This window comes from Winogradskyella sp. ECml5-4, from assembly GCF_036903175.1.
GTDB classification, from domain to species: Bacteria; Bacteroidota; Bacteroidia; order Flavobacteriales; family Flavobacteriaceae; genus Winogradskyella; species Winogradskyella damuponensis.
On sequence record NZ_JAYJLF010000003.1, the window covers coordinates 75,881 to 97,245 of the forward strand.

The following is a 21,365-nucleotide window of genomic DNA, read 5'->3' on the forward strand; positions in this document are numbered from 1 at the left end:
ATGAAAGATATTAGCATTGATAATTTTAAAATTTCGTCTCCAATAAATATTAAGGACTTGCAAACGTCCTTCGATTTAGAAACAAAGAAAAAGAAGATTGAGCGTGAACTTAGAACGGTAAGCGAAAACTTAGCAGACATACAAAACACCATGTATGCGCATGGTAAATATGCCGTTTTAATGTGTATTCAAGGTATGGATACAGCAGGTAAAGATAGTTTGATTCGTGAGGTTTTTAAGGAGTTTAATGTTAGAGGAATTGTGGCTCACAGTTTTAAAAAACCTACAGAGTTAGAATTAAAACACGATTACCTATGGAGGCATGTCATTGCACTGCCAGCAAGAGGAAAATTTGGCATTTTCAATAGAACACATTACGAAAATGTATTGGTAACAAGAGTACATCCAGAATACTTAATGTATGAGAACATGCCAAACGTTAAAACAGTTGAGGATGTTACTGAAGCATTTTGGGATAAGCGTTTTAATGAAATCAATAATTTTGAAAAACACATTGCAGATAATGGAACGATAATTTTTAAGTTTTTCCTAAACATTTCTAAAGACGAACAAAAAAACAGATTACTAAGACGACTTGAAAAACCAGAAAAAAACTGGAAATTCTCACCAGATGATTTAGACGAACGTTTATGCTGGGATGCATATCAAACTTACTATGAAGATGTCTTAAACCGAACTTCTAAATCACATGCACCTTGGTATAATATTCCTGCAGACGACAAACCAACGGCAAGATATATTGTAGCTAAAATTCTTTACGATACTTTAAAAGAATACAAAGACATTAAAGAACCAGAATTACCGGCACATCAAAAAGCAAATATAGATTCTTACAAACAGCAATTAGAAAATGAAGACTAAACTATTTACAATAATTTTATGTTGTTTTTTAACATTCAATTATGCACAAGAAGATGAAACTGTATTAAGAACACTATATACAGTATCATTAACAGATGGTATGAGTTACGAGTGGTTAGATCATTTGTCTAATGAAATTGGCGGACGATTATCAGGTTCTAAAAATGCTGAGTTAGCTGTTCAATACACAAAAGCAGAACTTGAAAAATTAGGTCTAGATAAGGTGTGGTTACAGCCGGTTATGGTTCCAAAATGGGAAAGAGGCGAAAAAGAAAAAGCATTTTTTGAAGTTGCTGGTTTTGTTAACGAAGTTAATATTTGTGCTTTAGGTGGTTCTGTTGCGACTCCAAAAGATGGGATTTCTTCAGAGGTTGTAGAAGTTCAGAATTTTGAAGAATTAGCCGCTTTAGGAAAAGAGAATATAGAGGGTAAAATTGTGTTTTACAACAGACCAATGCAAGCCGATTTAATAAGCACGTTTAATGCTTATGGTGGTTGTGTAAATCAGCGTTATGCTGGTGCAATGGAAGCTGGTAAATATGGAGCGGTAGGTGTTATTGTAAGATCTATGACTTTGCGTCAAGACGATTTACCACATACAGGAAGTATGAGTTATGGAGATTTACCTGTTAATCAGCGTATTCCCTCTGCAGCAATAAGTACTAATGATGCAGATTTACTGAGTAAAGCATTAAAGAAGAATAAAGGAATTCAATTCTATTTTAAACAAAGTTGTCAGCAATTTGAGGATGTGTTATCTTATAATGTCATTGGTGAAATTACTGGAAGCAAATTTCCAAATGAATATATTATTGTTGGTGGTCATTTAGATTCTTGGGATTTAGGAGATGGAGCACACGATGATGGTGCTGGAGTGGTGCAGTCTATGGATGTATTAAGACTTTTAAAGAAAAGTGGCATTACTCCAAAACGAACTATCAGAGTCGTTTTATTTATGAATGAAGAAAACGGTTTACGTGGTGCTACGGAATATGCCAAAGTGGCTAAAGAAAAAAATGAAAATCATATTTTTGCCTTAGAAAGCGATGCTGGTGGTTTTACTCCAAGAGGCTTTTCGTTTGCAGCAAATGAAACCAATTTTAATCAAGTATTAGGTTGGAAAGCTTTATTTAAACCTTATTTAATTCATTATTTTGAATTAGGAGGAAGTGGAGCAGATGTTGGGCCATTAAAGTCAGAAACCAATGTATTGGCAGGTTTACGACCAGATTCGCAGCGTTATTTTGATCATCATCATGCTGCAAATGATACGTTTGAACATGTTAATAAACGCGAATTAGAATTGGGAGCCGCAACAATGGTATCGTTAGTATATCTGTTTGATAAATATGGCGTTAATCCAATTACAAATCATCGTAAAATTAAGGAGTAATAAGATATGAATAAATTGTGCTTAATTCTAATGTCAATGGTTTCTATTAATAGTTTTTCGCAAGACAAAGACCAACTTCCATACTACGAAATTCCTGATTATCCTGAAACATATACAGCAGGTACAATGGCAGCAAGAATGGTAGATGCTTTAGGGTTTCGGTTTTATTGGGCTTCAGAAGGTTTAACAGAAAAAGATTTAGCATACAAAGCTAATGATGATGGTAGAACCTCATTAGAAACTATTGGGCATATCTATAGTTTGTCTAAAACCATCGTTAATTCTACTTTAAAACAATCCAATTCTAGAGCAAAAGAAGATTTAAGTTATTCAGAATTACGATCTAAAACATTACAAAACTTAAAAATAGCAGCAGATATTTTGCGAGAGAGTGATGATATCTCGCAATACAATATCATTTTTGGAGATCGAGAAATTCCATTTTGGAATCAGGTCAATGGTCCAATTGCAGACGCAATTTGGCATTGTGGCCAATTATCTATTTATAGACGGTCAACAGGTAATCCTATGAGTCCTAAAGTAAATCATTTTAGTGGTAAAATTAAGGACTAAATCATAATCATTGAGTATTATATCTAAAGCAATTGTGTGTTTTTATGTAGAAAAAGAGACTTTTAATCTAGTCTTTTTTTTTCGCCTTCATCTTCTTTTTTCATTTTAATATATTTAGAGACTAATCGCATTCCTAATCTTGCAAAAAGGATTACGGCAAATACCAATACAATATCTAATCCTGTCATTATTTTATATTAATTACCTGTTGCTGGAAGGGGAAATTGAGGTGCTTTAACTTCAGGTTTACTACGTAACTGTGTCATTAATTCCTTAACGGCTCTTTCGAGTTGAGGATCGTTTCCATTAGATAATGCTTTTGCATCTTGCCTTACTTCAATATCTGGTGCGACTCCTTCATTCTCCGCAATCCATTTGTTGTTTATAGGATCAAATACTGCATTGTCAGGTGCTGTTAAACCTCCGCCGTCAATTAAAGTATAATGTGTTGACGATTTTACCAAGCCTCCCCAAGTTGTCATACCTATGAGTTTTCCAACATTTTGTTGTCTAAACACCCAAGGGAAAAAATCTCCACCAGAACCAGCAAGTTCATTTATCAATAATACTTTTGGACCTAATATACCTGCAGGCAAGGTTAATGGTTTGCCATTGGGTACTTCATTGGTTAAGCCGGCTCTTAAGCTTCGCGTCATTAAATCTACCATATAATCATCTAATAAACCACCACCATTAAAACGCTCATCTATAACAGCCCCTTCTTTATCTTGCTGTGCAAAGTAATATCTGTTGAAAGATACAAATCCTGGACCTCCTGTATTTGGAACCCAGATATAACCGAGGCGTCCATTTGATAGTTTGTCGACTAACCTACGATTGTCTTCCACCCAAGTCCGTTGTCTCAAAGAGTTTTCGTTAGAAATAGGTTCTACAATTTCAGTCCAATGGCCTTTAAATTCAGGTTTGTCATTAATATGTAAAAGGGTTTGTTTTCCTGATGTACCATCAAGATATTTGTAAAAATTGTCGCCAGCCTTTATTTCGTTCCCGTTAATACCCACAATATATTGGCCTTCTTTTATGTTTAGTCCAGGCGCATCTAATGGTCCTGTTAAACCTGGATTCCAACTTTCTGTTGTGTATATACGGTCAATTTTCCAATGGCCTTTATCTAGTGCTAAATCGGCTCCGAGTAATCCTGTTGTAGAACGTTCTACATCTGGATAATCACCTCCAAACACAAAGCTGTGCCCAACGGATAACTCACCATTTACCTGATCTAAAATATAATATAAATCTGTACGATGCTTTATAAACGGAACTAATGGAGCGTAACGTTTATATACAACGTTCCAATCACGACCATGCATGTTGGGATCGTAAAAATAATCGCGCTCGTATCTCCAAGCCTCTTCAAACATTTGTTCCCATTCGGCAGAACGATCTAATTTCATTTGTAGATTAACCTTAAGACGTTTGCCTCCTTTTGCATCGCTACCGCTTGTGCTTATAACTTGCCAATCTCCATTAATTTGAGCAAGCATGTGTTCACCGTTTGTGGTTACAGAAACTGAACGTACGCCAGAAGCAAATTCTTTGCTTTCTTGTTTTTTAAGATTAAATTTATGTAGTGTTGCACCTCTGTCATTTGGAATGTATTCGGAAATAAACATTGATCCTTTTGGGCCAGCAATGATATAACCATAATTTCTTGAAGGTATTGAAAGCGCTAGCGTACGACGACCAATAGCTTCAAAATCTATAATCATGGATTTATTTTCGTCGTCCTTCTTTTCTTTATCTTCTTTTTTTGCTTTGTCTTCACTTTTGCTGTCGTCCTCTTTTTTTATGTCTTCTTCATCACTTTTGGGTTTAAAAGGGGAATCGTCGTTAGCATCTAAATTAATGACATAAGCGGAGTAGGCTGGGTTTGCTGTCATAGAGCTTGTGTTAGCCCAACCAGAACCAAGAGCTACATCGGTACTCGCTAAAAAGTAGAGTTGTTTTTTGTTTAAATCCCAAGCCGGTGAAAAAGAATCGGCGAAAGGATCTGTAATTGGTGTTGATGTGTCGTTTTCAATAGAGTAGATATAAATCTGTCTAAAGTTATTTGAAGCCGATTTTTCATAAGCAATCCATTTACTATCTGGGGACCATTTTAATTCAATACTGCCACGCTCTAGGTTGTTGCCGCCTATGTCAAAGGTTTTTATTTTTTTTGTCTCTAAATTCACAAAACGCAAGCGCACATCATCATCAACAAAGGCAATGTGCTTTCCATCCGGAGACCATGTTGGGTTCCAACCCAATTTAGATTCTCCAATAGAAATGACTTCAGGTTTTGATAAACCATTCTGATCTGAAATCATTAACGTATAATTCTTTCTATCGGCATCAGAAAACCAAGCTATTTTATCTCCTTTTGGTGACCATATAGGACGTCTATCTGCTATGCCAGAGCTTTTAGTAATATTTCTTGAATCACCGAATTCTACAGGAATTGTAAAGATATCGCCACGAGATTGCATAATCGCTCGTTTACCATTTGGAGATAAAGATGCAGAACGTGTACTATTAGAAACATCCTCCCATTTGGTTTCAGCCCAAGGAAAATCACCAACCACAGTAATTGATAATTGGGTGTGCTTACCTGTTGAAATGTTCATGATATGTAAATAACCATCACGTTCATAAACCAAAGTATCTCCATTACCACTTAACCATTTAATATCAGAACCTTTAAAGGTTGTGATTTGCTCAATTGATTTTGTCTTCGGATTGTAAGACCAAATATTAGCGACTAAATCGCGATCTGATAAAAAATAAATGTGATCGCCTAACCACAAAGGCTGAATGTCTGTTGTTTTTTTATTAGGTAGTAAAACTTCGTTCTGCGTTTTTAAATCTAAAATAATAAGTGGTGTATTTTGGCCGCCTCTATAGGCGCGCCATTCTTCATCCCAACGATCCATTTTATCTAAAATTAATTGCGTTCCATCTGGTGAATACGACCCATCATTACTCCATTGTTTGGTAAGTAATTTTGGAGCGCCACCTTCAACTGAAATTGTATAAAGGCGATTATATGGACGTGGAGCTGTTGCTCTGTTGCTTGCAAATAAGACGTGCTCTCCGTCGTTGGTCCAACCTCTAACTATAGAACCACTAGGATGCCAAGTTAAGCGTTTTGGTTCTCCTCCATTTTTAGAAACGACGTAAACATTGTTTGTGCCAGCTCTGTTAGAACTAAATGCAATCCAATTACCATCTGGTGAAAAGTATGGGTTAGATTCCACAGCAGCAGTCGAGGTGATGCGTTTAGCTTCGTTTGAATTTAATGCAGAAATCCAAATATCACCACCATAAGTATATGTGATATGGGTTTGACTGATATCTGGTTGTCGTAGTAACCTTGTCCCTTGAGCAAATGTAGTTAGGCTTGATAGTAGGAATAAAAGAGCGAAAAATGAGGTTTGGAAATTCGTTTGAAACTTTAACTTCATATGAGGTAATGGATTAAATTAAAAGGTTGACGTTCTAAAGTTACAAATAAGAGTGTTAAGAGCATAAGTTAAAGTCTCTTTTAAAAGAAATGACTAAATCATTTATTGAATTTCGTTATAACGCAAATGCAGTTATAACCTTTAGAAGTATGAGATTTTAAAGGGAATTCTATTTTTTTAGTGAAGTTGAGAACCTCTTGAATACTATGAGTTTATAAATATTAAAATTATTGAGGTTGTTTTAGTTACTTGTATTTAAAGTATTAGTACTGAAAAATTAGGTGGGTTTTGACTGGTTTTCTTCAGTTTTACCATATTCTTCTGTATAAATTTTAACCAAAGCCATAAAAATACTTATAAGTAAGGGGCCAAAAATCAAACCGATAAATCCAAATAATGGCACTCCTACAATAACACCTATAAGGGTAACTAAAGGATGTACATCATCGAGCTTTTGTAATACATATAACCGAATAATATTATCAGTAGAACCGACAACAACAATACCATAAATTAAGATGCCCCATGCTTGAGCAGATTGGCCACTAGATAAGGTTAATATAAAGACAGGAATAATGCCCACAAAAGTACCTATAAAAGGGATCATGGATCCAATGGTAACTATGACAAACCAAAATAACGGATCTTCAACTCCAAAAATTAAAAAACCAATCAACGCTATAATTCCTTGGGCTATGGCCACTAATGGAATTCCAATGGCATTTGATTTGACCATGGCTTGGATTTCGCTACCAATTTCAGAAATATTTTTATTATTCATTGGGATGTAGTTTTTAAGCGATTGCCTTAATTGCTTACGATTGGTAAGCATAAAATAAAGCATAAAGTACATTAGTCCTAAAGCGACAAGTAAGTTAAACGTACTGCCAGCCATACTTTGTGCGCTTTCAGAAAGCCATGTGGTGATTGCTTCTGTATCAATTTGAGAATTAATGTCAAAGCCCGTTTTAAATTTTAATTGGCCGACTTGATCTTTAAATGCATCAATAACTTTTTCACTATTACTAGCTACATCCGAAATTTTGTTTCCTAGCATAATACCAAAACCCGTTAGAGGTACCATTATAATAATGAAGGAACTAAGCATCAAGGTTAAAGCAGCTAGCGTAGGATTCCAATTATATTCATTAACTAATCGTTTCATTAGTTTTCGAAGCAATATGTAAAATGTAATTGCGCCTAAAACACCGCTCAAGTATGGTAACATTTCACCAAAAATTAGACTTCCAAAAAGTATAATTAATAGTAAAATGAAAATTTGACGAATTATTTTAGGCGCAATTTGTGTCATTGGAAGAGTGTTTTAGTCTTCTCAAAGGTAATTGCAAACTATCTATAGGCTTACTTTAATCCCGCAAAATGTTAACTCAGATAACTAAATTATATGGCAATTTCAATTTGATTATGTAAGATGTCTTCAAAGACTTCACGTTTTCTAATGAGTTGCGCCTTACCTTTATATAGCAATACTTCGGCAGGTCTGTAACGCGAATTGTAATTGCTGGCCATAGAGTAACAATAAGCTCCTGCATTTTTAAAGCAAAGAATATCTCCTTCGTTTATTTCTGAAATCCGCCTGTTATTAGCAAAAGTGTCCGTTTCGCATATGTAACCAACAACCGAATAAAAACGTTCACGCCCTTTAGGATTAGAAATGTTTAAAATATCGTGTTGAGAACCATATAACATTGGTCTTATTAAATGATTAAATCCAGAATCTATTTGAGCAAAAACTGTAGAGGTGGTTTGTTTTACAACATTAACTTTTGCTAAAAAGACACCAGCTTCGCTCACTAAAAATTTACCAGGTTCAAAAGCTAAGGTTAAATCTTTACCGTATGCTTTACAGAATTCATTGAAGCGTTTTGATAGTTTGTCTCCTAATTCTTCAATATTGGTTTCTATGTCCCCTTTTTTATAAGGCACTTTAAATCCTGAACCAAAATCTATAAACTCAAGCGTTTTAAAGTTCTTAGCCGTTTCAAATAAAATCTCGCTGGCATATAAAAATACGTCAATATCTAGAATATCACTTCCTGTATGCATGTGAATACCGTTAATATTCATCTTTGTATTTTCTACAATACGTAATAATAATGGAATCTGATGTATAGAAATTCCAAATTTGCTATCTATATGACCAACCGAAATATTAGTATTTCCTCCAGCCATAACATGAGGATTTATTCGAATACAAACAGGGATTTTTGGATGTTTGGTTCCAAATTGTTCTAAAATAGAGAGGTTGTCAATATTTATCTGAACGCCTAATTTTGCGGCTTCTTCAATTTCTTCAAGAGATACTCCATTAGGTGTAAAAATGATATCTTCAGGTTTAAAACCAGCTTTTAATCCTAATCGTAATTCCTGAATAGAAACCGTATCAATACCTGATCCTAGCTTATTAAACAATTTTAAAACAGAAATGTTAGAAAGGGCTTTAACAGCGTAATTCAACTTTAGCTGTTTTACCTTACTAAATGCTTTTGTTAATCGTTTGTATTGAGATTCTATTTTTTCAGCGTCATAAACATAAACCGGACTCCCAAAGTCTTTAGCAATCTGTAATAAGGTACTATCTTTCATTCTTTATCTTTCTTAAAATTATCTGGCGAAAATAGATGTAATCCATCCTATAAACATAAAAAATGAAAAAATATAGCTATTTTTACACAAAATGTTAAATAGTTAACAAAATGAAACAGATATTTAAAAGGAAACTATTTTTTAAGTCATAATTGAAGCTTTTTAAAATATGAGAACACAGTGGTTTTACGCGTTCTTCGTCTTATAATTATTTGTTTCACTATTATCAAAATTTAAACCTGTGAAAACTATTGCGTCCTGTGTACAAGATATTATAGTTGCTAGTCCTTTTTTAGAAGAAGGCTTATCTCGAGAGATTATTAATTTTTCAGCTTTAGCAAAAGATTTGAACGCACCTATTTCTAAAATGTTACGAAAACCTGTAAAAGATGGAGCGATTATGATGGCATTACGTCGTTATCAGCAACCCTTAAATCTTGAAAATTCAAAAAGTTTAAAGAAAACCTTTAGTCAATTAGGAGATATTACGGTACGGTCTAACTTAAGTGATTTTACATTTCAAAATTCAAAAACATTAATCCATAGTCACTCTCAAATTTTAGAGAAGATAAGTGAAAATCATCAAATATTTTATGCCTTTACACGTGGTATGTTTGAAAGTAATATTATCATTTCAACTTCTGAAAAAGAAGATATGCTCAAAGCATTTAAAAATGAAACACAAATAGGTTTAAAAGAAAAACTATCTGCTATTAGTATATATTTACCTAAGGGGAGTTCTAAAATAGTTGGCTTATATTATCAAATATTTAAGCGCTTGGCATGGGAAAATATCACATTATATGAAGTGGTTTCTACAACAAATGAGTTTACTATTGTAGTAGAGGATTATTTGGTAGACAAGGCCTTTTCTGCTATAAAGCGTTTAATAGATTAATCCTATAATTTAGAAAATGAGAAACCTATATAAATCAATTTTAAAAACAATTGGTAGAAACTATTAGTATGCTTATTTTTGTTGGACCAATAAATTTCTGATTAAAAATGAATTTACACGAATATCAAGGAAAAGAATTATTAAGCAGTTTTGGAGTACGAATCCAAAGAGGAATTGTAGCTCAAAGTGCTAAAGAAGCTGTTGATGCAGCAAAGCAATTAACAGCTGAAACTGAAACAGGTTGGCATGTTATAAAAGCACAAGTTCATGCAGGTGGACGTGGAAAAGGTGGAGGCGTTAAATTGGCCAAAAACCTTAAAGAAGTTGAAGAAATTGCAGGACAAATCATAGGAATGGATTTGGTAACACCTCAAACTTCTGCAGAAGGAAAACGTGTTCATCAAGTTTTAGTTGCTGAAGATGTTTATTATCCAGGTGAAAATGAGCCAGACGAATATTATATGTCTGTTTTATTAAATCGTGCAACAGGAAGAAATATGATTGTATATTCTACAGAAGGTGGAATGGACATTGAAACTGTTGCCGAAGAAACACCAGAATTAATACATAACGAAGAGATTGATCCTTCAACTGGTATATTGCCTTTTCAAGCACGTCGTATAGCCTTTAACTTAGGGTTATCAGGTACTGCTTTTAAAGAAATGACAAAATTTGTAACAGCTTTATATACTGCTTACGATAAATCGGATGCGTCTTTATTTGAAATCAACCCAGTATTAAAAACTAGTGATAGTAAAATAATGGCTGTTGATGCTAAAGTAACTTTAGATGCTAACGCATTATACAGACATAGAGATTTAGCTGAATTACGTGACTTACGCGAAGAGAATCCAATTGAAGTTGAAGCAGGTGCTTTAGGTTTAAACTATGTAGACTTAGACGGAAACGTTGGTTGTATGGTTAATGGTGCTGGTTTAGCAATGGCAACTATGGATTTAATTAAGCAAGCAGGTGGTGAGCCAGCTAACTTTTTAGATGTTGGTGGTACTGCAGATGCAGCTAGAGTAGAAGCAGCTTTTAAAATTATATTAAAAGATCCTGCTGTAAAAGCTATCTTAATCAACATTTTTGGTGGAATTGTACGTTGTGACCGTGTTGCTCAAGGTGTTATTGATGCTTATAAAAACATGGGGAATATTAATGTTCCTATCATTGTACGTTTACAAGGAACAAATGCAGATATCGCAAAAGAATTAATTGACAATTCTGGATTAGATGTAATGAGTGCTACTGAGTTCCAAGAAGCAGCTGATAAGGTGCAACAAGTTTTAGGATAGTATTATTTTATACTAAACAGTTAATTATAAATTAAAAAGGTTCTCAAATTTGAGAACCTTTTTTGTTAGTTATAAATGTAATCCACATTCCGTTTTGGGATTGTTATTCCATCGTCCACTCCTATCTTTTCCTGGAACAGTACAATGCTTACAACCAATAGAATGATAACCCTTTGCAACTAATGGGTGAAAAGGGAGTTGATGTTCTTCAATATAAGCATCTCTTTCTTTTTTTGAAACATCCAATAAAGGGTAGAATTTTAAAATATTACCACGTATTTCAAAAATATCTAAAGATGCTCTGTGATCACTTTGCCATTCCATTAAGCCAGACATCCAAATTTTATAATGTTGTTTAATACGGTCTAAAGGCTGTACCTTATTTATAGAACAACAGAAATCAGGATTCTTTTTCCAAGTTTCATCTTTGGTGGTAAACTCGTGTTCTTCTTTAATTGCAGATACAGATTTTACATTGAGATTGTACTTAGCTTGTAAAATGGATTTGTACTTTAAAGTATCATCAAAATGGTAACCCGTATCAATAAAATAAATTTCTTGCTTTAGGTTTGTATCAGACACTAATTTTAACAAAAATGCAGATGTAGCAGCAAAAGAACTTGTGACCATAACATCTGTAGTCTCAAAATCTTTATACAGTTGTGCTATACGTTGGCAAGAAGTAAGTGGCTTATACTTTTTATTTAATGCTTTTATATCTTCAATAGAAAAATACTGTTGTGGATCAATTTTGGGTGTTGTTTCAAACATGGATAAATTTCTTCTGTTGAGTACAAGTTATTAACTTAAATTTTAAGTAAAAAATTTACTTCTAAATTTTATGGATATTTTAATTTACTCCTTCTTTTTTTTAGGTTTTGGCATTGGACCTCTTAAATGGATGATTAATCCATTTAAAAAATTTCGTAGAATTTGATCTCCACATTCCATATATTTAGGATGATCTTCATTTCTGAACATGGCATTAAGTTCACTTTTAGAAATTCTGAAGTCAACTAATGATAAGATTTTTACAATATCATCATCTCTTAGTTTATGTGCTACTCTTAGCTTTTTAAAGATGTCGTTGTTTGTCATTTTAGAGTTTTAATTATGTTGTTTGTGATATAAAATCTGTTATTTTTAATAGTAGGAAATTAAGGTTTTTTATTTAACCAATCATAGGCTTTATTAAAATTTGTAGCCCATAATTTTTCATTATGTTGGCCTCCTTCAACAATATGATTTTCAATATGTGTTTCCTTAACTCCTTTAAATTTTAATAATTTAAGCATTTCTTCTAATTTCGGAATCATAGTTTCTCCTTCATCAGTACCAGCTAAAAAATAAAATTTTGAAGTTTTTGGGATATCAGTTGATGCTACCATTTCGAAAATTTCAGGATTAATCCAAAATGAAGGTGAGAATGCTACAGCGGTTCCAAATGTTTCAGGATATTTTATTGCAGCATAGAATGATATTAAGCCACCTAAAGACGACCCAAATATTGTAGTGTTTTCTGTTTCTGATTTTGTTCTATAGCTAACATCAATATGAGGTTTTAAGGTGTTTTTTATAAATTTTAAATAGGAGTCACCTTTTCCGCCACCATACTTTTCATGTTTATACGGTGTGAGTTCATTTATGCGTTCTTCATTGCCATGTTCTATGCCAATAATTATACTTTGGTTGTCTATTAATGTATCCATATATTCATCAACTTCCCATTCTCCTACATAAGATGTTGTAGCATCAAATAAATTTTGTGCATCATGCATATAAATCACAGGATACGATTTTTCTGATTTTTCATATTCTGAAGGCAAATACACCCAAATTGTTTTCGACGTATTTAATTGAGGAGCAGCAATTGAAAATCGTTTAACTTGTTTAGAGGCAGTGCTTTGGGCTGTTAGTTGAGTGGTTGTAAATGCTAAAATAAGCAGGTATAAATACGGTAATTTCATCCTGTTGCTTGTCTTGTGAGTTGACAAAAGTTTAAAAAAATCGACTAAGTACATTTAATTTTTCGACAAGATACATTATATCAACGACAATAAAATAATCAACCTCTGTAACTTTACAGTATTAAATAATCCCCTCTTAATAATGATAAATCGTGCTGAAAAACTGAGCTTACTTTCTGAAATGATAGCATTCGCTCAAACAGATGAAAATATAAGGACTATTGAATATAATTTTTTATTCAGTATTGCCAAACAATTAGATATATCTAAAGAAGATTTTGAATACCTTTTTAATCATCCTGTGACATATGTTAACTTAAAATCTCATAGCGAAAGGATTGTTCAATTTCATAGATTAGTACTTCTAATGAATTTAGATCACAAAGTCGCACCAAAACAATTGGTTAAAATTCACAATTTTGGATTACGAATGGGATTAAGTCATGAATCAATTAACCGCGTTCTAGATTTAATGGATAGTTTTCCTAATAAAATTGTACCACCAGATTTCTTGATTGATATTTTTAAAGTGCAGTATAACTAGTTTTTAGTATCTAGTATTCAGTTTGCAGTCTCAATGGTAATTTTAAAAAGCTATCCTATTTAAATATATGCTTAATTTTTAGAACAATCTCTCTGTGAATCTTTGTGCCTTCTCTGTGTAATAATTTCAGTTTTCAGTTTTAGTCTCAGTTTTTAATCTTGAAATTTAGTTATTGAGTTTCGGAATGTTTTCTCCTTCGGAACTTTATGTAAAATCTTCCAATCTTCCGTCAATTTTTTTAGTTTCACTCTTCACTCTTCACACTTTTTACTAATCACTGACCACTGATTTACACCTTTAACTTCTCTAACTTACTCTGATAGGCTGTAATTTCATCTCTAAAACGAGCGGCTTCTAAAAAGTCTAAAGCCTTTGCGGCTTGTTCCATTAATTTGCGTCGTTCTCTAATTTTCTTTTCGAGTTCTTCTTTTGTTAAATATTCGCTTTCTGGTTCTGCAGCTATTTGCGCATCTAATTCGGTCCGATAAGTACTTACGGAGTTTTTAGTTAATGCACTATCTAAACTCTTATTTAAAGCTTTAGGTACAAGATTGTGTTTTGTGTTGTATGCAATTTGTTTTTCACGACGATAATTAGTCTCATCAATAGTTTTTTGCATGCTTTTTGTAACTTTATCAGCATACATTATAGCTTTTCCATTTAGGTTTCTTGCGGCTCTACCAACAGTTTGTGTTAGTGAACGCGCAGATCTTAAAAAACCTTCTTTGTCAGCATCTAATATGGCTACAAGTGATACTTCGGGTAAATCTAGACCTTCACGCAGTAAGTTAACACCAACCAAAACATCAAATACCCCTTTTCGTAAATCTTGCATAATTTCAACACGCTCCAGAGTATCTACATCACTATGGATGTATCGGGTTCGTACTGAAATTCGAGTGAGGTATTTCGTCAATTCTTCCGCCATTCGTTTGGTCAACGTGGTTACTAAAGTCCGTTCGTCTTTTTCAACACGATTTTGAATTTCTTCAATTAAATCATCAATCTGATTTAGGCTTGGGCGCACTTCAATAATAGGGTCTAATAAGCCTGTTGGACGAATGACTTGCTCTACATAAACACCATTTGTTTTTTGCATTTCGTAATCGGCTGGAGTGGCCGATACATAGATTACTTGGTTTTGAAGTGCTTCAAATTCTTCAAACTTTAAAGGTCTGTTGTCCATGGCGGCTGGCAATCGGAAACCATAATCAACTAAGTTGACTTTTCTGCTTCGGTCACCTCCGTACATGGCATGAACTTGTGAAATGGTCACGTGACTTTCATCAACCACCATTAAAAAATCATCTGGAAAATAATCGAGTAAACAGAACGGGCGTGTTCCTGGTAATCGTCCGTCTAAATATCGCGAATAATTCTCAATACCTGAACAATACCCTAATTCTCGAATCATTTCTAGATCAAATTCTGTACGCTCTTTAAGACGTTTGGCTTCAAGATGTTTACCGATCTCTTTAAAGTAATCGTATTGTTTTACCAAATCATCTTGAATATCTTTTATTGCCGCATTTAGTACATCAGGTGATGTTACAAACATATTTGCAGGATAGATATTTAGACGATCGTAGCGTTCTATAACTTCGTTGCTTCTGGCGTCAAACGCTTCAATTTCTTCAATTTCATCACCAAAGAAGTGAATTCTAAATGCATGATCAGCATAACCAGGAAATACATCTACGGTATCACCTTTTATTCTAAAGTTTCCGTTTTTGAATTCAGATTCCGTTCTAGAATATAAACTTTGAACCAGTTGGTGTAATAGTTTAGTACGAGAAATAACTTGATCGCGTTCTATAGAGATGACATTCTTCTGAAATTCTACAGGATTTCCAATACCATATAAACACGATACTGAAGCAATCACAATCACATCACGACGACCAGAGAGTAGGGAAGATGTGGTACTTAAACGCATCTTCTCTATTTCCTCATTGATAGATAAATCTTTCTCTATATAAACGCCAGAAACGGGAATGTATGCTTCGGGTTGGTAGTAATCATAGTACGATACAAAATACTCAACAGCATTCTCAGGAAAAAACTGTTTGAATTCTGAGTAGAGTTGTGCTGCTAAAGTTTTATTATGTGCCAAAACCAAAGTTGGTCGTTGTACTTCTTCAATAACATTGGCAACAGTAAAGGTTTTACCAGAACCAGTAACACCCAAAAGCGTTTGGTATTTTTCGTTATCGGTAATCCCTTTTGCTAGTTTTTTTATAGCTTGTGGCTGATCACCAGTAGGTTTAAATTCGGATTCAATTTTAAATCGCATTTTTTTGAAGTGCCTAAAGTTAGAAAGTACTTCAATTAGTAAAGTACTTAGTGTTAAAAGTACGTATTGTGACTAAAATCAAAAAAGTACTTAGAAAACAAAGTTACAAATAAGTATTAAAGCTAGAATTTAATTTCTAATAGTAGTGCGGTACGCATTAATCGTTTAATCCCATCTAAATAATAAACCCAAAGCCGAAATAAATTAATATTACAGACTTTGGGTTTTTTACTATTTTAAATAAGGTAATGACAGATAGTTAATTGTTTTCTAAAATCTCTATACGTGCTTTCAGCGTTTCTATAGTTTGCTGTTGCTCTTTTATGGCTTTAAGTGCGATTACCGTAAGTTGGTTATAATCGACCATAAGCGTACTTTCATTTTTACCTTCTCTATCAGCTATTTCTGAAACGACTTCTGGAAATTGTTCTTGAATATCTTGAGCTATAAATCCAATAAATTGCTTTTTGAGATTGGTTTTGTAATTATAAGATTTGGCGTCTAACTGAGTTACTTTGTTAAGAACGTTTTGGGCGGGATTAATATTCGTTTTTAAGCGACGGTCTGAAGTCGCACTGTAGTTACCACTGTTTTCGTTAAAATTACCCACTAAACCTGCTCCTGAATAGAGATTTAAATTTCCTGAATTTGAACCGAATAACTCCCAGTTTTTGGTAGCATCAGTACCATTGACCAATTGTAGCCCAAAAATACTTGGCTGAACAATACGAACCGCATAAGCATTGTCGCCAACACCTGGCGCAGTACCAATATTTAATTGGCGTGTGCGCATTTCTATGATACCTTCTCCAACACCTGTAGCATCTGAAGCTCTAATCCTAGAGTAACCAAAAGTAGAACTGGAACTTAATTTTAAATTTGTTGTAGGATTTCCAACTTGTAAACCTCCACCAGTAGCATTACCAATAGTTGCAGCAGGAATAGCCCAACCTGCCCCTAAATTATCACCAATAACAAGTTCTTCGTCTGGATTCGTATTGCCAATACCTACATGGCCATTTTGTTTTAAGGTAAATCTATTACCTACAGTAGCAGACCCAGATGCTCTAGATTGAAATAAAAGGTCTTCACCTCCATTTAAAGTTGAAAAAAGCCATTGATTGCCATCACCTGGATACCCAATTTTAAATTTACCTGAATTAGATTGTACTAATAAATCACCATCGACATGTAAATCCGCTTCTGGTTCATCTGTACCAATACCAACATTTCCATATTCGTAAGCAATATCATCTACACCTTCTGCAGGAAACCAATATTGGTTACCTGAACTTAAGGCATAGGGAACAGCATGCATTTCTGTAGTGCCGATTTCTGTACCGTTTAGTGAGACGTTAATGTAAGGGGCTAAATTTCCCCATTCTAAAGTGTCATAATCTCCAAAGGTTGTTGTACCATCTCCAATTCTTAGGTTAAAAACACCACCTGCATCTGTGGTAACATTATGAGTTTCTGTATATAATGAAGAGATATTTGGGGCACCAAAGCGTAGTTCTATTTCTAAAGCAATGTCTTGATCTGCTAGAATATCTCCTTCGGCATCTCTAGCAACACCTTGGTAGTTAATAAAATGAGATTGACTAGCTTGTGCATTTATAAATTGCGTGGCTAAAAATAATGCGCTTATTAGTGTTATATACCTTATGATAATATTTATCACATGAGTTTCTTTATTTGTTTTTGAAAAGTTCATAATTATAGTTTTAAGAATTTAATTGTTTTTGAAAAAGTTATAGCTGTGTCTGAAATCTTTAAAAGATAAGTCCCGCTAGGTAGCTTTGCCACATTAAGTGTACTAATGCGTTTGTTGTTTACCGAAGATTCTAGTATTTTTTTTCCTTCAATATTAAAAATGGTAAATACATAGTCTTGCTCAATGTTAGAGGCGATGGTTAGCTCTTGGTCTACTGGATTTGGAAATATGTTCAGTTCCATGTTCAGTGCAATGGCGTTTGTGATACCTAAAGTTTCGTTTGAAAAAGAGATAGCCCAAAACCCTTGATGCAAAGTTTGAGAACTAGTAACAGTGCCAACTATGGGTTCTCCAATAGTAGCGTTAATTGAATTTGTTCCGTTACTTATTAATTCGCCTCCGTTTGAGAAGGAGTGGTCTTCAATAGATTGTGCATTGATAAATGCACAGGTTAACAAGAATAATAACGTTGTTTTTGTTTTCATAATTTTTGTTTCTTAAAATGTGGTTATTAAATGAATTGTTTTCCGTGTATAATTTTTAAAACATTCTTACCAAGTAGCTATAATTATTTATAGGTCTTGTTTTAAAAATAAAGTTGCCAATATTACATTCATGGAAGTAAGTTTTAATTTTACACTTCACAAATCTAACTTTAAGATTATCAGTTGTATATAAGAAATGTAACAAAGGATATAACTATTGTGACATTGTTGAGATATGAAAGGGAATAAACGTTAAGAAATTGACATGTTTTAAAAAAAAAACGTTTTTAAAACGCTATGTCATAAAAGTGATCTGTAATATATTAAGTCTAAAAAAATGTAAACTTCTGTGAATATTTAATTCCGTATAAATTAAGATTGAAATTACACGGTTTTTTTTATTAGAGTTTCCTAAAGAGAGTATTATAAAAAATGACTTCTTTTAAATTGTTCGAGACAATTATTGCCATAGCCTTATGTTGCTAGATCAGTATTTTGTGAAATTTTACAAGATTAACGGTATCATTTATTTATAATGAAAAAGCTAAATCATCACGTCTCGATCACTAGAGAGTAGGGAAGAGTTTGTGCTTTTTATTAATATTGAGTGCGGTGGTTTTTCTATAGCTTGTGATAGATTGCTAATAGCATCAAATACTGAAGCCCTTAATACTTACATTGTCAGATTTGGTAACCTTTTTTTAATTAGAGTAATTGTAAAAAAGACTTAATGCTTTAAAGCAAAATGCCCTCTAAGCTCTTTACCATTTTTTAATGTAATTAAATACCAGAAATCATTGGATTCTAGCAGTTCTCCATTGTAATAGCCATCCCAAGAATATTGTGAAGGGATTAATTGTTTGATAAGTTTACCGTATCTATTAAAAATAAGTATTTCTTTTACAATGCTATTTCTGTCAATAACGGTCCAGAAATCATTAGTAGTATCGTTATTAGGAGTGAAAAAGACAGGAATGAAAAGATCTACTTCAATTTCAAAAGAGAGTGTTTTTAAAACACAACCGTTACGGTCTTGAACATATAACAGGTGTAAACCAGTTGTAAGGTTATTAAAGGTATTAGATATTTGAAAATTGTTGTCATCTATTGCGTATTCGTAATCTATAGATGCATCTGTCATGTTTACAGTAAGTGTTCCTTCATTTATGATAATATTAAAATCATCTAAAGTAAAATCTACAGCATCATTAATAGTAATATCAAAACTACTTTCGTTAGAGCAGGTATTTGGCGCTGTGCCTATTTCGTTATAAATGTATAAGGTTTGTGAATTTGTAATAATATCTCCAGCATTGAGTTGCGTTCCTGTACCATTTGTTCCTGTAAAATAGTTACCATTGTTTAGTGCTGGTAATATAAATTCAGAACATATAGTTTGGTTAGCAAGCGTATCTACATTTGGTGCACCAGTAATAGTAACATCAAAACTACTTTCGTTATTACAAGTGTCTGGGGCTGTACCAATTTCAACATAGATATAGATGGTTTGTGAGGTTGAAATAGTATCTCCTGCATTTAGAGGTGTACCTGTACCGTTTGGTCCTGTGTAGTAGTTGCCATTAGTAAGTGTTGGTAAGGTATATGAACCACACTCTGATTGATTAGAAAGCGTATCTACATTAGGAGTTCCACTCACTGTAACTTCAAAACTACTTTCATTTGAACAAATATCGGGAGCTGTTCCTGTTTCGTTATAGATGTAGATGGTTTGCGTTGTTGAGATGGTATCACCAGCATAGAGTTGTGTTCCTGTGCCATTAGTGCCCGTAAAATAATTACCATCAGTTAATGTTGGTAATGTATAATCTGAACATACAGCTTGATTAGCAATGGTATCTACATCAGGTGCTCCTGTAATAGTCACTTCAAAACTACTTTCATTAGAGCACGTATTTGGTGCTGTTCCTATTTCGTTATAAATGTAAATGGTTTGATTTGTTGAAATGATATCACCTACATTAAGTTGTGTTCCAGTGCCATTAGTGCCTGTAAAATAGTTACCATTAGCTAGTGCAGGTAAGGTATAACCTGAGCATGTAATCTGGTTTGAAAGCGTATCTACAGCTGGACTATCAATAATTAATTGAGCTACATTTGTAATTAAAGAACAAGAGTCGTAGATGACTTCGCAATAGTATTGATTTCCATTAAAATTTAAAGGAGCATTAGTGATATCCAACCAGCTGTTTTGTGGGTCAGAATATGGACTAGCATTAGGAACGTTTATCCAATTTCCAGAAGTATCAAGAACTTTCCATTGGTATTGGAATATACTATTATTTAAAGATGTCGTAAACGTTACAGAACCATTCTCACAAATGGTTTGGGTTATTGGGTCAATAATATTTGGTATGTTATTTGTAATTGGATCTGCTGTATGTGATCCTAAATCCGAACAATTTTCACTAGATTGAATAGACCAATCACTACTATCATATGTCGTTTGAGGTAGTGGTGCATCTGCGTTTCTAACAATAGTATAACCTCTTTCGTCAGGTGCGTTTACAATATCAATAAGATTTCCGTTTTTAAAGAGTTTGAATTCATCATTATCATTAATCCCTGTAGGAATATTGAAATCTACATCTAGAGGAGAACAATCATTGCCACTTCCCATTTGAATGATAAATGTATCTAGTGGTGGAATTGTTCCGGTAATGTTATTAAAAACATTATTAGGTGTTGGGTTTCCTACATCACCATAGCGTTCTATGATATAAATATTATCTAAAACCACAGGAGCGTTTGTAGGATTATAAAGTTCTATAACTGCATAGTCACCACTATTGGCATCAAATATTTCTGAAATATAAATATCGGCAGGTTCACAATCTGAAGTTATCAACGTAAAATCTGCAGCAGATGTCCCAGTGCAACCTCCATTACTTACAATTGAAATGCTAGAAGTATCGCTTATACCAGCAGGTATAATAGCAGTAATTTGATTGTCATTTATAATGGTGAATGTCGTGTTAACACCATCGATAGAAACCGAAGCAGTAGCATTAAAATTACTACCACTAATTGTAATCAATGTGTTTTCCGGTCCACTAGAAGGTGTAAATGTATTAATTATTGGAGCAGGACAAAAGTTATTATCTGTTATAGCATCGCTAGCCATTATGGCATAAGCGTTCGTTATAAAAAATAAACTTAAGACGTAGGTATAGTGAATTAATAAATTAATGCGCGTCATTACTTCAAATTAAACGTTGAAAAAATAATT

17 protein-coding genes are annotated in these 21,365 nt (G+C 33.5%); 6 read left to right on the forward strand and 11 right to left on the reverse strand.

Features of this window, described 5'->3' with window-relative positions:
- The 3 genes from VDP25_RS03660 to VDP25_RS03670 are packed head-to-tail and all read left to right on the forward strand — an operon-like array spanning position 1 to position 2,848.
- On the forward strand, positions 1 to 882 hold the full coding sequence (locus VDP25_RS03660) for a PPK2 family polyphosphate kinase (RefSeq protein WP_334467021.1): 882 nt from the start codon (positions 1 to 3) through the stop codon (positions 880 to 882).
- Complete coding sequence (locus VDP25_RS03665) at positions 872 to 2,275, forward strand: M20/M25/M40 family metallo-hydrolase (RefSeq protein ID WP_334467024.1); 1,404 nt, start codon at positions 872 to 874, stop codon at positions 2,273 to 2,275. The genes VDP25_RS03660 and VDP25_RS03665 overlap by 11 nt, the downstream gene beginning before the upstream one ends.
- A 6-nt stretch (positions 2,276 to 2,281) precedes the next feature.
- On the forward strand, positions 2,282 to 2,848 hold the full coding sequence (locus VDP25_RS03670) for a hypothetical protein (RefSeq protein WP_334467027.1): 567 nt from the start codon (positions 2,282 to 2,284) through the stop codon (positions 2,846 to 2,848).
- A 62-nt stretch (positions 2,849 to 2,910) separates the two neighbouring features.
- On the opposite strand, the gene VDP25_RS03675 is transcribed toward VDP25_RS03670, so the two are convergent.
- The 4 genes from VDP25_RS03675 to lysA all read right to left on the reverse strand — a co-directional run bounded on the left by VDP25_RS03675 (position 2,911) and on the right by lysA (position 8,919).
- On the reverse strand, positions 2,911 to 3,036 hold the full coding sequence (locus VDP25_RS03675) for a hypothetical protein (protein ID WP_334467030.1): 126 nt from the start codon (positions 3,034 to 3,036) through the stop codon (positions 2,911 to 2,913).
- Between the two features lie 9 nt (positions 3,037 to 3,045).
- Positions 3,046 to 6,312, reverse strand: a complete 3,267-nt coding sequence (locus VDP25_RS03680; RefSeq protein WP_334467031.1) for a S41 family peptidase — start codon at positions 6,310 to 6,312, stop codon at positions 3,046 to 3,048.
- A gap of 277 nt (positions 6,313 to 6,589) precedes the next feature.
- Positions 6,590 to 7,624 (reverse strand): AI-2E family transporter, encoded by a 1,035-nt coding sequence (locus tag VDP25_RS03685; protein ID WP_334467032.1) that lies wholly within the window; start codon positions 7,622 to 7,624, stop codon positions 6,590 to 6,592.
- A gap of 89 nt (positions 7,625 to 7,713) precedes the next feature.
- On the reverse strand, positions 7,714 to 8,919 hold the full coding sequence (gene lysA, locus VDP25_RS03690) for a diaminopimelate decarboxylase (protein WP_334467033.1): 1,206 nt from the start codon (positions 8,917 to 8,919) through the stop codon (positions 7,714 to 7,716).
- Positions 8,920 to 9,160: 241 nt separating this feature from the next.
- Here lysA and VDP25_RS03695 point away from each other — a divergent pair, with 241 nt between their 5' ends.
- Both VDP25_RS03695 and sucC read left to right on the forward strand, forming a co-directional pair.
- Complete coding sequence (locus VDP25_RS03695; RefSeq protein ID WP_334467034.1) at positions 9,161 to 9,817, forward strand: hypothetical protein; 657 nt, start codon at positions 9,161 to 9,163, stop codon at positions 9,815 to 9,817.
- Positions 9,818 to 9,924: 107 nt separating this feature from the next.
- The gene (gene sucC / locus VDP25_RS03700; protein WP_334467036.1) at positions 9,925 to 11,115 is read left to right on the forward strand and encodes an ADP-forming succinate--CoA ligase subunit beta; all 1,191 of its coding nucleotides are present in this window, start codon (positions 9,925 to 9,927) and stop codon (positions 11,113 to 11,115) included.
- 69 nt (positions 11,116 to 11,184) lie between these two features.
- On the opposite strand, the gene VDP25_RS03705 is transcribed toward sucC, so the two are convergent.
- The 3 genes from VDP25_RS03705 to VDP25_RS03715 all read right to left on the reverse strand — a co-directional run bounded on the left by VDP25_RS03705 (position 11,185) and on the right by VDP25_RS03715 (position 13,082).
- Positions 11,185 to 11,886, reverse strand: coding sequence for a phosphoadenylyl-sulfate reductase (locus VDP25_RS03705; protein WP_334467038.1), 702 nt, complete (start codon positions 11,884 to 11,886; stop codon positions 11,185 to 11,187).
- A gap of 84 nt (positions 11,887 to 11,970) precedes the next feature.
- Positions 11,971 to 12,213: a DUF1456 family protein gene (locus VDP25_RS03710; RefSeq protein WP_215925451.1), complete on the reverse strand. Its 243-nt coding sequence runs from the start codon at positions 12,211 to 12,213 to the stop codon at positions 11,971 to 11,973.
- A 59-nt stretch (positions 12,214 to 12,272) separates the two neighbouring features.
- The gene (locus VDP25_RS03715; RefSeq protein WP_334467041.1) at positions 12,273 to 13,082 is read right to left on the reverse strand and encodes an alpha/beta hydrolase; all 810 of its coding nucleotides are present in this window, start codon (positions 13,080 to 13,082) and stop codon (positions 12,273 to 12,275) included.
- A 142-nt stretch (positions 13,083 to 13,224) separates the two neighbouring features.
- Here VDP25_RS03715 and VDP25_RS03720 point away from each other — a divergent pair, with 142 nt between their 5' ends.
- On the forward strand, positions 13,225 to 13,626 hold the full coding sequence (locus VDP25_RS03720) for a TerB family tellurite resistance protein (RefSeq protein ID WP_215925449.1): 402 nt from the start codon (positions 13,225 to 13,227) through the stop codon (positions 13,624 to 13,626).
- A 289-nt stretch (positions 13,627 to 13,915) separates the two neighbouring features.
- Here the strand turns inward: VDP25_RS03720 and uvrB are convergent, their stop codons facing one another.
- From uvrB to VDP25_RS03740, 4 genes are all read right to left on the reverse strand, one after another.
- On the reverse strand, positions 13,916 to 15,919 hold the full coding sequence (uvrB, locus tag VDP25_RS03725) for an excinuclease ABC subunit UvrB (RefSeq protein ID WP_334467051.1): 2,004 nt from the start codon (positions 15,917 to 15,919) through the stop codon (positions 13,916 to 13,918).
- Positions 15,920 to 16,178: 259 nt separating this feature from the next.
- Complete coding sequence (locus VDP25_RS03730) at positions 16,179 to 17,633, reverse strand: tail fiber domain-containing protein (protein WP_334467053.1); 1,455 nt, start codon at positions 17,631 to 17,633, stop codon at positions 16,179 to 16,181.
- Between the two features lie 2 nt (positions 17,634 to 17,635).
- Positions 17,636 to 18,118: a T9SS type A sorting domain-containing protein gene (locus VDP25_RS03735; protein WP_334467056.1), complete on the reverse strand. Its 483-nt coding sequence runs from the start codon at positions 18,116 to 18,118 to the stop codon at positions 17,636 to 17,638.
- Between the two features lie 727 nt (positions 18,119 to 18,845).
- Positions 18,846 to 21,335, reverse strand: coding sequence for a T9SS type B sorting domain-containing protein (locus tag VDP25_RS03740; RefSeq protein ID WP_334467058.1), 2,490 nt, complete (start codon positions 21,333 to 21,335; stop codon positions 18,846 to 18,848).
- Positions 21,336 to 21,365 lie beyond the last annotated feature (30 nt).

Excerpts from the sequence above, each read along its gene's own strand:
- VDP25_RS03660 (WP_334467021.1), top strand. The coding sequence starts at position 1 with ATGAAAGATATTAGCATTGATAATTTTAAAATTTCGTCTCCAATAAAT.
- VDP25_RS03665 (WP_334467024.1), top strand. The coding sequence starts at position 872 with ATGAAGACTAAACTATTTACAATAATTTTATGTTGTTTTTTAACATTC.
- VDP25_RS03670 (WP_334467027.1), top strand. The coding sequence starts at position 2,282 with ATGAATAAATTGTGCTTAATTCTAATGTCAATGGTTTCTATTAATAGT.
- VDP25_RS03675 (WP_334467030.1), bottom strand. The coding sequence starts at position 3,036 with ATGACAGGATTAGATATTGTATTGGTATTTGCCGTAATCCTTTTTGCA.
- VDP25_RS03680 (WP_334467031.1), bottom strand. The coding sequence starts at position 6,312 with ATGAAGTTAAAGTTTCAAACGAATTTCCAAACCTCATTTTTCGCTCTT.
- VDP25_RS03685 (WP_334467032.1), bottom strand. The coding sequence starts at position 7,624 with ATGACACAAATTGCGCCTAAAATAATTCGTCAAATTTTCATTTTACTA.
- lysA (WP_334467033.1), bottom strand. The coding sequence starts at position 8,919 with ATGAAAGATAGTACCTTATTACAGATTGCTAAAGACTTTGGGAGTCCG.
- sucC (WP_334467036.1), top strand. The coding sequence starts at position 9,925 with ATGAATTTACACGAATATCAAGGAAAAGAATTATTAAGCAGTTTTGGA.
- VDP25_RS03705 (WP_334467038.1), bottom strand. The coding sequence starts at position 11,886 with ATGTTTGAAACAACACCCAAAATTGATCCACAACAGTATTTTTCTATT.
- VDP25_RS03710 (WP_215925451.1), bottom strand. The coding sequence starts at position 12,213 with ATGACAAACAACGACATCTTTAAAAAGCTAAGAGTAGCACATAAACTA.
- VDP25_RS03715 (WP_334467041.1), bottom strand. The coding sequence starts at position 13,082 with ATGAAATTACCGTATTTATACCTGCTTATTTTAGCATTTACAACCACT.
- VDP25_RS03720 (WP_215925449.1), top strand. The coding sequence starts at position 13,225 with ATGATAAATCGTGCTGAAAAACTGAGCTTACTTTCTGAAATGATAGCA.
- uvrB (WP_334467051.1), bottom strand. The coding sequence starts at position 15,919 with ATGCGATTTAAAATTGAATCCGAATTTAAACCTACTGGTGATCAGCCA.
- VDP25_RS03730 (WP_334467053.1), bottom strand. The coding sequence starts at position 17,633 with ATGAACTTTTCAAAAACAAATAAAGAAACTCATGTGATAAATATTATC.
- VDP25_RS03735 (WP_334467056.1), bottom strand. The coding sequence starts at position 18,118 with ATGAAAACAAAAACAACGTTATTATTCTTGTTAACCTGTGCATTTATC.
- VDP25_RS03740 (WP_334467058.1), bottom strand. The coding sequence starts at position 21,335 with ATGACGCGCATTAATTTATTAATTCACTATACCTACGTCTTAAGTTTA.